Genomic DNA, 12,666 nt, shown 5'->3' with positions numbered 1-12,666 from the left:
TATAGTATAAATTCTGCTAATTATGAAAAAATATACTTGATTTATTGTTTTCATATGATATAATAATATTGAATTAATTAATAATTATTATTTGTTAATAACACTTTATATAAATTTAGGAGGTAATTTAAGATGAAAAGTTATGTTTGTGATGTATGTGGTTATGTTTACGATCCAGCTATAGGTGATGAGGACAATGGAGTAGCTCCTGGAACTTCTTTTGAAGATATTCCAGAAGATTGGTTATGTCCTCTATGCGGAGTTGGCAAGGATCAATTTTCAGTAGTTGAATAATAATTACTAAAGAAAAAATCACTGAAGAGACTTTCTTCAGTGATTTTTTGCGCATATGCCTTTCTGAATGAATATGAGGAAAATTTGGTAGGCGTATGAGTTTTATTTTTTTACTGTACTGCCATAAAAAGCTTCTGAAAGTATTGAATATCGAGGTTTAATCTAAATAAAATTTTATATTTTCTTTTACAGTAAAAAGCTCTATTTAATTTCAATACATAAACTTAGCCAATAAAAAAACGCCAAGGTTTAGTTCCCTTGACGATTTTTTATTGCTTCATTTATCTTGTCTTGCCACTTTTTTGTATATTCCTTATTCATAGGTTTTACATCCTTAAGTCTATAATTAATATTCATTATTTCATACTTATTTACGCCTAATACATGATACGGAAGTAATTCCACCTTTTCTACATTTTTAATACTCATTATATATTTAGAAAGCTCTTCTAGATGTTCTTCACTATCAGTTATACCTGGTACTACAACATGTCGTATCCACATTTTCTTTTCTAATCTTTGTGCTACTTCCAAAAACTTTAACGATTCATCTATGTTAGATAACGTTAATTCCTTATATTTTTCTTTTTTAATATGTTTCACATCAAATAATATTAAATCAACATAGTTTAATATTTCTTCATAACTTCCCAGTCCATATCCAGCCGTATCCAATGCTGTATGTATTCCGTTTTCCTTACATAGCCTTAAACATTCTATTAAAAATTCTGGCTGTAGTAATGGCTCCCCGCCTGAAAAAGTAACTCCGCCTCCTGACTTTGAAAAATACGGCTTAAATCTCATTACTTTTTTAATCAATTCTTCAGCACTTATTTCAGTTCCGCTTCCTTTTTCAGCCCAGGTATCTGGATTATGGCAATAAGCACATCTTAGTTTACACCCCTGAAAAAAGACTACTACTCTTATTCCTGGTCCATCTACAAGCCCCATTGATTCTATTGAATGAATTGTTCCTTTTATCATACTCATTCTCCTCTCTTTCATGATACAATTGGGGATTTATCTAAAAACGCTTAAGATTTAATCCCCTACATGAAATGACTTGTTAAAAAACTATCAATTATTTTTAATAAAGGAAGCTCTACTGAGCTTCCTTTAATTATATTATAGACTTTCGTGGAATGTTCTGCTTATGACTTCTAATTGTTGGTTTCTTGTTAATCTGTTAAAGTTAACTGCATATCCAGATACTCTAATTGTTAGAGTTGGGTACTTTTCTGGATGATCCATAGCATCTACAAGAGTTTCTCTATTAAATACATTAACATTTAAATGATGAGCTCCTTGTGAGAAGTATCCATCCATAACTGATACAAGATTTTCTATTCTTAGATCTTCTTCTTTACCTAATGCATCAGGCACTATTGAGAAAGTATTTGATACACCATCTTCACAATATGGAGTATATGGTATCTTAGCTACTGAGTTCAATGATGCTAATGCTCCATTTGCATCTCTACCATGCATTGGGTTTGCTCCAGGTGCAAAAGCTTCGCCTGCTTTTCTTCCATCTGGTGTAGCTCCTGTCTTCTTACCATAAACTACATTCGAAGTTATAGTAAGTACAGATAATGTATGTTTAGCATCTCTATATAACGGATGTTTCTTAAGTTCAGTTGAGAACTTTTCTACTAATTGAACAGCTAAATCATCTACAGTATCATCATCGTTACCGTATTTAGGGAAGTCTCCTTCTATTTCAAAATCTTTAGCTATTCCATTTTCTCTTATAGGCTTAACCTTAGCGTATTTAACAGCACTTAATGAGTCTACAGCAACTGATAGACCAGCTATACCAAATGCCATAAGTCTTCCCACTTCAGTATCATGTAAAGCCATTTGTCCTGCTTCATAAGCATACTTATCATGCATGTAGTGAATTACATTCATTGTATCAACATAAAGCTTAGCAACATATTCTAATACCTTGTTATAATTTTCTTTAACTGTTTCGAAATCAAGAACTTCATCAGTTATTGGTTTAAGTCCCTTTATAACTACAGTTCCCTTCTTTTCATCAACACCACCATTTATTGCATATAGAAGTGCCTTAGCTAAGTTACATCTAGCTCCAAAGAACTGCATTTGCTTTCCAACCTTCATAGCGGATACACAGCAAGCAATTGCATAATCATCTCCATATATAGGTCTCATTACATCATCATTTTCATATTGAATTGAATCTGTAAGTATAGACATTTCAGCACAATACTTCTTAAAGTTTTCAGGAAGCTTTTCTGACCAAAGTATAGTTAAGTTTGGTTCTGGTGAAGTTCCAAGGTTAGTTAAAGTATGAAGATATCTAAAGGAGTTCTTCGTAACTAATGGCTTACCATTAACCCCAACACCACCGATTGATTCAGTAACCCAAGTTGGATCTCCTGCAAATAATTCATTATACTCTGGAGTTCTCAAATGTCTTACGAGTCTTAGTTTGATTATAAATTGGTCTATAATCTCTTGAGCTTCAGCTTCAGTTATTACACCATTTCTTAAATCTCTTTCTATATAGATATCTAAGAATGTACTAGTTCTTCCAAGTGACATAGCAGCTCCATTGTTTTCTTTAATTGCTGCTAAGTAAGCTAAATAAACTGCTTGAACTGCTTCTTTTGCATTTGAAGCTGGTACTGATAAATCAACACCATATCTAGCTGCCATTGACTTAATGTCCTTAAGAGCTCTTATTTGTTCTGAAACTTCTTCTCTTTTTCTTATTAACTCATCTAAGAAGTCACCTTTTAGCTCTTTTAAATCATTTTTCTTTTCTTCTATTAGGTAATCAATACCGTAAAGTGCTACTCTTCTGTAGTCACCAATTATTCTACCTCTTCCGTATGCATCAGGAAGTCCAGTTAAAAGACCTGCTGATCTAGCTGCTCTTGTTTCATCACTATATGCATCGAAAACACCTTGATTGTGAGTTTTTCTATACTTAGGAAAATTTTCAGTTATATCTTTGTCTAACTCATATCCATAAGCCTCTAAAGATTGTTCTACCATTCTAAATCCGCCAAATGGATTAACTATTCTCTTAAGTGGTGCATCTGTTTGTAATCCAACTATTACTTCATTATCCTTATCAATGTATCCTGGTTCATAGTTATCTATACCTGAAACTCTATCAGTTGCTACATCTATAATACCTTTTTTAATTTCTTCAACTATAAGATTACTTGATATTTCCCAAACCTTTTTTGTTTTATCTGTTGGAGCAGCTAAAAAGTTTTTATCTCCTTCGTATACTGTATAATTCTTTTGAATAAAGTTTCTTACGTCAATTTTTTCTTGCCATGTACCTGATTTAAAACCATCCCATTGTTTATACATGAAAATCCTCCTTGCTGTAGCTTTATTGCTACACTAAAAGTTCTATTGTTATCATAATATGTATATCTGATGTTCTAAAAATATTATACCATATTAGTATACATTTGTTAAGACCTTATTTCACTTGAAATGCATTTTCATTTACCTTTTTTATTATTTTATTTATTTTTAAGTTATATACATGATAATTTGAAAATTATATCTCATATTTTATATTAAACAGATCGTATATGCCTTAATACTTTGTTTATTTTTTAACGATATCCTTTATAATAAATTAAGCTTATCCTCAAAAGTTAATTTTTAACACAAACATTTTTAACCATTTTTACAATAAGATTCGTATTTATATCTAAATAATAAATTATTAAATCAAATATTGCAAGAGAAAGAGGATACATTTTCTTTTAAAAATCATACCCTCAATTGGAACTAACTTCATAATTACTTTATATTTCTGCTTCCAGGCTTAATATATGGTATGTTTTCCTTACACATAGGACACTCATCTTTTTCGTAAGATTCAATCTCTAGCTTTATGGCACTGTACATAGGATAGTCAGTAACTTTCGAAGTTGTTCTATCAACTATACATACTACCGCTACTACTTCTCCTCCTAAACTTTCTATAACTTTTGCAGCTTCCTTAAAGGATTTACCGGTTGTAACTACATCTTCTGTTATAACAACTTTTTGTCCAGGCTTTATAGAAAACCCTCTTCTTAGGGTCATTTCCCCGTTTTCTCTTTCTGTGAAAATTGCTGGTTTCTTCATTTGTCTTCCTAATTCATAGGCTACTATAACTCCTCCCATAGCAGGTCCTACAACTAAGTCAAAATCAATATTTGAAAGCTTATCTGCAACAACACTTAATACTTTCTCTGCTTTATCAGGATGTTGTAACAACTTCGCACATTGACAATATCTATTAGAATGTTTTCCTGAGGATAGTAAAAAATGTCCTTCTAGTAGTGCTTCAACTTCTTTTAATATTTCTAAAACCATAATTTCTTATCTCCTTTTAATTAAAAATTCTTTGCGTAAGCTCATTTAAACATCGGATGAATAACCAATTAATTTCAACGCACCGTAAATCTTAGATGATTCCTATTATCTCATTGATATCTTTAATTCCCTGATCCTTTAGGAAGTTCTCGATTCCTTCAATTATTTCTGGTGCTGCTGTTGGATTTGCAAAGTTTACAGTTCCGATTTGAACCGCCTTTGCTCCTGCCATCAAGAATTCTATAGCATCGTTGTCATTCATGATTCCACCAAGTCCTACTACAGGTATATCTACAGCTTTTGATACTTCATACACCATTCTTAATGCAATAGGTTTTATTGCTGGGCCGGAAAGTCCTGCAAAAGTATTATTAAACACAGGTTTTCTTTTCTTTATGTCAATTGCCATTCCCTTTACAGTATTTATTAACGATAGTGAATCAGCTCCTGCTCTTTCACAACTTAAGGCCATTTCAACAATATCTTGAGCATTTGGTGATAGCTTCACCATCAGCGGCTTCTTTGTGACCTTTCTTACTCTAGATACAACCTCGTATGCCACATCTGCTTTAATACCAAAAGCCATACCTCCAGATTTAACGTTTGGACATGATATATTTAGCTCAATCATATCTATATCCGTTCTATCTAGTTTTTCAGCACCTTTTTCATAATCTTCAACAGTACTTCCGCCAAGATTAGCTATTATATTTGTATTTAAAAGTCTCATCTTAGGTAAAACTTCAGTTATAAACGAGTCAACTCCTGGATTTTGTAGTCCCACACTATTCATCATACCTGCTTCTGTTTCAAATACTCTTATTCCATCATTACCTTGTCTGCTATTTAAGGTTAGACCTTTTGAACTTATGCCACCTAAAATTCCTACATCATAGAAATCTCCATATTCTTCTCCAAAACCATACGTTCCTGAAGCAGCAATAATTGGATTTTTAAAGTCTATCCCATTTATATTTACTTTTAGCATAGCTTCATCCCCCTAAAGTTCTAGATCATGACCATTAAATACAGGGCCATCTTTGCAAGTTCTTTTATTGCCTTCTTTTGTTTTACAAGTACATACAAGACATGCTCCCACACCACAAGCCATATGTTTTTCCATAGATGCATATATATCTACATTATTTGCTTTTGCTCCATCAATTACCTTCTTCATCATTACCTCTGGTCCACAGCATAATACTGTATCGTACTTTGAGTAATCTATAATCTCAGTTACAAAACCTTTATGTCCATAAGTTCCTTTGTCAGTAGCTAAGAATACTTCATTTACATAATCTTTTAACTCTTCAATTAAGTAAATATCATCCCTAAAGCCAGCATATAAGTCTATATTTTCTGAAACACCATTATCTTTTATTGTCTTAGACAACTGAAGCATTGGAGCTATGCCTATTCCTCCAGCAACTAATGCAACTCTACCAAACTGCTTATTTTCATCAAATCCATTTCCTAAGGGGCCAATTACTTCTATGAATTCATCTTTTTTTAGTTCTTTGAATTCTTCAGTACCTTTTCCTACTACAGCATACAAAAATGATATAACTCCATCTCTTTTCTCACAGATTGATATTGGCCTACCTAGAAGCGCTCTTTTAGGCTTAAGCATATAAAATTGACCAGATACAATATAATCATCACAAGCTAAGGAGATCTTATAAATGTTACTTACTAAGTTTACATTATCTATTATCTTAACTTTTTTATAGTTTGCCTTCATTTTTGCCCTCCAGATCAAGAACTGCTCTCTTTATATCGTCTCTCATCCTTATTGTTTCTTTTCTTGCACTGTCTTCAAAGTTTACGAAATTTTCTTCTTCTTTATATGCAAGTAATATCTTTCTTGAGGAATTTACCACACCACCATTACCACTTTTTAGTGAAAGAGCAACATCTTCTGCACTTCCACCTTGAGCACCATATCCAGGTATTAAGAAGTATGATGCTGCAAGACTTTTTCTAAGCTTTTTTGCTTGCTCTCTATGTGTACATCCAACTACAACTCCAAGAGAACTGTATCCACTATCCCCTATATAATCTTTTCCTAAGGTTTCTATCATACTGCCTACATGTTCGTAAACTTCATTTTTACCTTCTATTGTGCAGTCTTGTATATCACCTGAGCCACTGTTTGAGGTTTTAACCAGTGTAAAGATTCCCTTATTATGCTTTTCTAGATATGGTAAGTATGGTTCTATACTATCCATCCCCATATATGGATTTAAGGTTATGAAATCACTCTCAAATTCTCCTGTAAAATGTGCCTTTGCATACATCTTTGCAGTTGCTGCTATGTCTCCTCTTTTTATATCTGCGATTGTAATTAACTCTTTCTCTCTAAGATATTTCAGTGTTTTACTATATGCCACAAGTCCTGGTATTCCTAGAGCTTCATAATAGGCAATTTGTAGCTTAAAACAGGCTGCTACATCAAAGGTTGCATCAATTATTCTCCTATTATATTCAAAGATAGCATCCTCAATATTTGCAAATTTACTTAGCAATTGTTTTGGGATGTAGCTTATATCAGTGTCTAACCCAACACATACTACCCCGTTTTTTTCTACCTTTTCATATAATTTATCAACTATTTGATTACTCATTTAACGCTTCCCCCTGCCTATCAAAAATTATCTTCCCAGCTTTTATTGTCTTTTCGATTACTCCATAAAACTCCCATCCTAAAAATGGAGTGTTTTTACTTTTTGAAAGTATATCTTCTTCTTTAACTTTGAACTTTTTCTCTAGATTAAGTATCACTAAATCCCCTTCATACCCAGGACAAATCTTACCTTTATTTAATTTCAAAAGTTCAGCTGGCCTTGAGCTCATCATCTCACTAAGCCTATTTAAATTTATATATTTTTCCTTTACAAGCTTGGTATAACATATTGGAAATGCTGTCTCAAGTCCTATAAGTCCAGGTGCACCTTTTTCTTTATCCTCATATGAATGCGGCGCATGATCAGTACCTATTACATCTACATCTCCATGTTCGATAGCCTTAACTAGAAAATTCACGTCTTCGATAGGTCTTATTGGAGGATTAACTCTGTAATTTGAAACCTCATCACTTAATGCTATATGGTGTGGAGTTACTTCACATGTTACATCTACCCCTTCGCATTTTCCGTCTATTACATATTTCATAGCCTCTTTTGTACTTACATGGGCCATATGAAGCCTCGCACCAGTATACTTTGCAAGACTAACATCTCTCCAAGTCATCATATTTTCTGCAAGTCGCATATCTATATCGGAAAATTCATGACTTTCAGCATGAGATATTACTAACCAATCCATCTCCTTAGCTTTCTTCATAGCTTCCATCATGACTTTGGAATCTGAAACTCCCTTTCCGTCATCAGATATTGCCTTTACTTCATCAGAAAATTCTTCTAAATGGGTTATTGTCTGTCCATCAAAATTCTTTGTTATAGATACACATTGATGTACATCTATTAAGTCAGCCTCTTCGTTCTTCTTATAAACATAATCTAGAACTTCCTTTGAGCTGCAAATAGGGTTTGTATTTGCCATTAGATTAACTGTGGTATATCCACCTTTAGCTGCTGTTTTTGAACCAGTGTATAAATCTTCCTTATAAGTGAAGCCTGGTTCTCTAAAATGAGCATGCATATCAACAAAAGCAGGCATAACAGTAAGTCCTTCAGCATCTACAAGCTCACAGTTTTTATCGCTTATATTACTAGCTATTTCTTCAATCTTTCCACTTTTTATATATATATCACCATAAAAGCTATGACTAGCATCTATAATGTTGGCGTTCTTTATCAGTAAGTCCATAATCTATTCCTCCAGTCTCATCGTAAGTTTATGTTCTTCATCGCAATAACTGCATCGATAAGTTCCTTTTTCTAAGTTTGTAAGTACAAACCTTTGAGGAATATAGTCCTCTACTGTAGTAATACATCTTGGATTCTTACACTTTATTAAGTTTTCAACTACACTTGGAAGTTTTGGTTTAAGCTTTTTAACTATATTCTCGCCTTCAACAATGTTTATTGAGATTGAAGGTGATATAAGTCCTAATATCTCATAATCGATATCAATTACATTATCAATCTTTATAATATCTTTTTTTCCTAACTTCTTACTCTCTACGTTTTTTATGAGTGCTACAGAGTAATCCGCACTATCTAAGTTTAGATACTTATATATGCTGTTTCCCATTCCAGCTGTGATGTGATCTATAACGATACCTTTTTTTATGCTTGTAACTTGAAGCATTATCTCACCCCCAAAAGCTTTGCGATTAGTGCCATTCTTGCATACATTCCGAATTTAGCTTGTTTAAAATAACAGGCTCTTTCATCTTCATCTATAGCATAATCAATCTCATTTACTCTAGGTAGTGGATGCATTATCATAAGATCTTTTTTCGCCTTCTTTAATTTTTCTTTATCTAAGATATAACTATCTCTAAGTCTTAGATATTCTGCTTCGTTAAAGAATCTTTCTTTTTGTACTCTAGTCATGTAAAGTATATCAAGTGATTCTATTGAGTTTTCTAAAGTTTCCACTTCCATGAACTCTATATTGTTCTTTTTTAAAACTTCTTCTCTTATATAATCAGGGACTTTTAGTTCACTTGGAGAAATTAATACATATCTATTATTATCATATCTTGACATGGCTTTAAGTAAGGAATGTACTGTTCTACCAAACTTCAAATCACCGCATATACCTATGGTCATATTGTTAAAGGTACCTTTAAGCTCTTTGATAGTCAGTAAATCAGTTAAAGTTTGTGTAGGGTGTTGATGACCTCCATCTCCAGCGTTGATAACTGGAATTTCGGAGTAAATAGACGCTACCTTTGCTGAACCTTCCTTTGGATGTCTGATTGCAATTATATCTGAATAGCAGCCCACAGTTCTTATTGTGTCTGCAAGACATTCACCTTTAGAGACAGAACTTGAATTAGGCTCTGAAAATCCAATTACTTTGCCACCTAGTCTCATCATAGCGGCTTCAAAACTGAATCTTGTCCTAGTACTTGGTTCATAGAAAAGAGTTGCTAGTAGTTTGCCATCGCAAACTTTAGAAAATTCTTCTGGACATGACATTATATCACTTGCTAATTTAAATATTTCTTCTAATTCTTCTTTTGATAAATCCATAGGATCTATTAGACTTCTGCCTTTTAACATATTCATCTCTCCTTTTTAACATCTCGGTGTTAATTTAAAGAAGGAAAACTATATAGAACGCTAATATTTTTTTGCCAATCTGCCCTTTTCAAATGTATATGCTGAAAGTTAGGCAGCCGAATAAATTTTATTTTTTACTGTAAAGCCATAAAAACTTCTATGTTTAACATCCATAAAAACTTTACACTTTTCTTTACAATAAAAAAGCCTTCCTATAAAGGAAGGCATAATATCGCTACGGTAGCAAACAGATAAACCATAAATTATTTATGTTACATAAGTACACATAAAATACTAGGATATACTTATAACTCTGCTCGGTTTATCTTCTTTTTAGCATTAATATAACTTCCTTATTGATCTCTCTGGATCAAGTTAAAGGTTAATTGTTAAACATAGGATATCACTTATTATATAAGCTGTCAACTTATCGTGTAAATTTATAGTTAATTTACTATTGCAGACATCAAGTTAACTAACTCACTTTCCTTTGGCATCCATACGTTTTTTTCTTTAGTAAAAGTCAAAGTCATAGTCTTTGGATTTTCAACAAGAACACCATCAGCTATTTTTCCACCAACAATTTTAAAGGATTCTTGGTAGATATCTTTTTCAGTCATAGATGGATTAGCCTCATACTTTTTCTTAAGTTCATCTTGAGCAGCTTTTCCTATCTTATTCATATCAAACCCACTTAATTTCACTTCTACCTTTGCAGTATCTTTATCTTCAGATATTTTCTTCACCTCATATTTTACTTTCTTTAAACCTGTAAGTATATCGCTCTTAAACTTATCTTTTACTTCATTTGTTAATATATTTTTATCTACTCCTGCAGATGAAATCCCCTTCATCAACCCATTCTCAAAAGCTTCTCTTATACCAGTATATTCTTTTTCAGTTATACCTACCTTATCTATACTACTCTTATCATCTTTTATCACTACATCTAAAATTATTTTCGCACTCTCTTCTGGAGTTGTTTTTGGTCCACCGCAAGATATTAAAGTTACAACTGAAAGTATGAGGGTCAAAAATACGACACTAATTCTTTTAAAATTTTTCATGTAGATTCTCCTTATAAATTAATAATTTAAGTAAACATAAATCCCACCTAATACTAAATTAAAGAAGGATTTTTTTAAAACTTTTCCATATTTCTCGAAGAAATTTATTTACTTAATCATTATATTTACATAACGAGAATGTGTTACTGAAAGTTGATTATTGTTTTGTAATAGTTTTAAAAAATAATTTCAGAAGGATATTTCCATTTATTTAGTTCTTCTAAGCTTACTATATTAGGTTCTTTTCCTTGATTTAACATAAGTGCTCTATAATATATCTCAGCTAATTCTTCAACATAACTTGCCTTTAAAAGTGCCTCTTCTATTGTTTCGTCACAAGTTACTACTCCATGGCTTTCTAAGAGAATTGCATCGGATATCTGAATTGGATCTATTACACTATGGGCAAGAGCTTTTGTTCCTGGTGTTGCATATGGTGCCACTGGTATAACCCCACTTTTTAAACCTAGTACTGAGCATTCATATACTATAGCAGGAATCTCTTTTTTTAATACTGCAAAGGTAGTGGCAAATTTAGAATGTGTATGAACTACAGCCTTTACATCCTTTCTTACTTTGTATATCTGTAAATGCATTAGTAATTCGCTAGTTGGTTTTAGATTAGCTTTGCTTTCGATAACATTTGCCTCTAAATCTACAACACAAATATCGTCCGAGCTCAACTTATTACGATCTTTTCCTGCTGGTGTCACTACAACAAATCCTGTTTCTACATCATAAATACTGAAGTTTCCAGACTTGTGCTTACATAGCATAAGTCTATCTGCTTCTTGAGCAACCTCTAACAAGTCTTCTTTTAACTTCTCTAACATCTTCTCTACCTCTCATAAACAATATTTCTATTAGATGTATATTACAACTTTAATCATTTTAAAAAAATTAGTAGCACGATTTATTTTTAATTTATCATGCTACTAAAGAGTTCCTATATCGAAACTTAATTTATACTTGTTCTAAAATCCCGGCTTCTGGGGATTTTAGGGCATGTATAAATTAATAGTTGAGTTAGGAACTCTATAAAGTTTTATCTACCCTCTATTTGATTGTCCATAATAAGAGTTAGCACCATGTTTTCTTAAGAAGTGCTTGTCTAATAAATTATTATCTATTGAATCTATATCCGAATTTAAATTTAAAGTATCGTAAGCCATCTTACAAACTTCTTCTAAGATAACTGCATTGTGTACTGCGTCATCTGCATCTTTTCCCCAAGTGAATGGCCCATGACTATAAACCAATACTCCAGGCATATGATTTGGATCTGTATCTTTAAAAGTCTCAACTATGACATTACCAGTCTCTTCCTCATACTGTCCTTTTATCTCAGTTTCATTTAACTCTCTAGTACAAGGAATTGTACCGTAAAAATGATCCGCATGTGTTGTACCAAGAGCTGGAACACTCTTTGTAGCTTGAGCCCAAGTAGTAGCCCATTGTGAATGAGTGTGAACTATTCCTCCGATGTCTTTGAAATTTTTATATAAAACTAAATGAGTAGGAGTATCTGATGATGGTCTTAAGCTTCCTTCAACCACATTTCCCTCTAAATCTACTACCACCAAATCCTCTTCAGTCATATCGTCATACTCTACTCCACTTGGTTTAATTACAACTAATCCACTTTCTCTATCTATAGCACTTACATTTCCCCAAGTAAACTTAATCAATCCATGCCTAGGTAAATCCAAATTTGCTTTTAATACCTTTTTCTTTAATTCTTCTAACATTATAAT

Annotated in this window: 13 protein-coding genes; 1 reads left to right on the top strand and 12 read right to left on the bottom strand. The window is 32.5% G+C overall.

All coding sequences use genetic code 11. From position 1 onward, the window contains the following. Positions 1-132 precede the first annotated feature (132 nt). Positions 133-294, top strand: coding sequence for a rubredoxin (rd, locus tag JHL18_RS23990; protein WP_183276709.1), 162 nt, complete (start codon positions 133-135; stop codon positions 292-294). Between the two features lie 249 nt (positions 295-543). Here rd and pflA read toward each other — a convergent pair whose 3' ends face one another. The 12 genes from pflA to araD all read right to left on the bottom strand — a co-directional run bounded on the left by pflA (position 544) and on the right by araD (position 12,660). Then, complete coding sequence (pflA, locus tag JHL18_RS23985; RefSeq protein WP_200274018.1) at positions 544-1,278, bottom strand: pyruvate formate-lyase-activating protein; 735 nt, start codon at positions 1,276-1,278, stop codon at positions 544-546. 141 nt (positions 1,279-1,419) lie between these two features. Then, positions 1,420-3,645, bottom strand: coding sequence for a formate C-acetyltransferase (gene pflB, locus JHL18_RS23980; RefSeq protein WP_200274016.1), 2,226 nt, complete (start codon positions 3,643-3,645; stop codon positions 1,420-1,422). Between the two features lie 444 nt (positions 3,646-4,089). After that, positions 4,090-4,650 carry an orotate phosphoribosyltransferase gene (gene pyrE / locus JHL18_RS23975; protein ID WP_200274014.1) on the bottom strand — a complete coding sequence of 187 codons (561 nt, stop codon included), beginning with the start codon at positions 4,648-4,650 and terminating at the stop codon, positions 4,090-4,092. A gap of 91 nt (positions 4,651-4,741) precedes the next feature. After that, a complete protein-coding gene (locus JHL18_RS23970; RefSeq protein WP_200274012.1) occupies positions 4,742-5,638 on the bottom strand; it encodes a dihydroorotate dehydrogenase in 897 nt (298 codons plus the stop codon). 12 nt (positions 5,639-5,650) lie between these two features. Then, the gene (locus JHL18_RS23965; RefSeq protein ID WP_200274011.1) at positions 5,651-6,391 is read right to left on the bottom strand and encodes a dihydroorotate dehydrogenase electron transfer subunit; all 741 of its coding nucleotides are present in this window, start codon (positions 6,389-6,391) and stop codon (positions 5,651-5,653) included. Continuing rightward, positions 6,375-7,274, bottom strand: a complete 900-nt coding sequence (gene pyrF / locus JHL18_RS23960; protein ID WP_200274009.1) for an orotidine-5'-phosphate decarboxylase — start codon at positions 7,272-7,274, stop codon at positions 6,375-6,377. Before pyrF ends, JHL18_RS23965 begins: the two co-directional genes overlap by 17 nt. After that, on the bottom strand, positions 7,267-8,478 hold the full coding sequence (locus tag JHL18_RS23955) for a dihydroorotase (RefSeq protein WP_200274007.1): 1,212 nt from the start codon (positions 8,476-8,478) through the stop codon (positions 7,267-7,269). The genes pyrF and JHL18_RS23955 overlap by 8 nt, the downstream gene beginning before the upstream one ends. A gap of 3 nt (positions 8,479-8,481) precedes the next feature. Beyond that, on the bottom strand, positions 8,482-8,922 hold the full coding sequence (locus JHL18_RS23950) for an aspartate carbamoyltransferase regulatory subunit (protein ID WP_200274005.1): 441 nt from the start codon (positions 8,920-8,922) through the stop codon (positions 8,482-8,484). Beyond that, positions 8,922-9,845 (bottom strand): aspartate carbamoyltransferase, encoded by a 924-nt coding sequence (gene pyrB / locus JHL18_RS23945; RefSeq protein WP_200274003.1) that lies wholly within the window; start codon positions 9,843-9,845, stop codon positions 8,922-8,924. Before pyrB ends, JHL18_RS23950 begins: the two co-directional genes overlap by 1 nt. A gap of 446 nt (positions 9,846-10,291) precedes the next feature. After that, the gene (locus JHL18_RS23940; protein ID WP_200274001.1) at positions 10,292-10,912 is read right to left on the bottom strand and encodes a DUF5105 domain-containing protein; all 621 of its coding nucleotides are present in this window, start codon (positions 10,910-10,912) and stop codon (positions 10,292-10,294) included. Between the two features lie 176 nt (positions 10,913-11,088). Next, entirely contained in the window at positions 11,089-11,745 is a 657-nt protein-coding gene (locus JHL18_RS23935; RefSeq protein ID WP_200273999.1) for a class II aldolase/adducin family protein, read from the bottom strand. Positions 11,746-11,961: 216 nt separating this feature from the next. Then, positions 11,962-12,660 carry an L-ribulose-5-phosphate 4-epimerase gene (gene araD / locus JHL18_RS23930; protein ID WP_200273997.1) on the bottom strand — a complete coding sequence of 233 codons (699 nt, stop codon included), beginning with the start codon at positions 12,658-12,660 and terminating at the stop codon, positions 11,962-11,964. Between the last annotated feature and the right edge of the window lie 6 nt (positions 12,661-12,666).

Origin of the sequence: Clostridium yunnanense (assembly GCF_016595795.1) — a bacterium.
Lineage (GTDB): Bacteria > Bacillota > Clostridia > Clostridiales > Clostridiaceae > Clostridium_AR > Clostridium_AR yunnanense.
The sequence above is the reverse complement of the archived record's forward strand: the minus strand, read 5'-3'. Positions and strand labels throughout refer to the sequence as shown.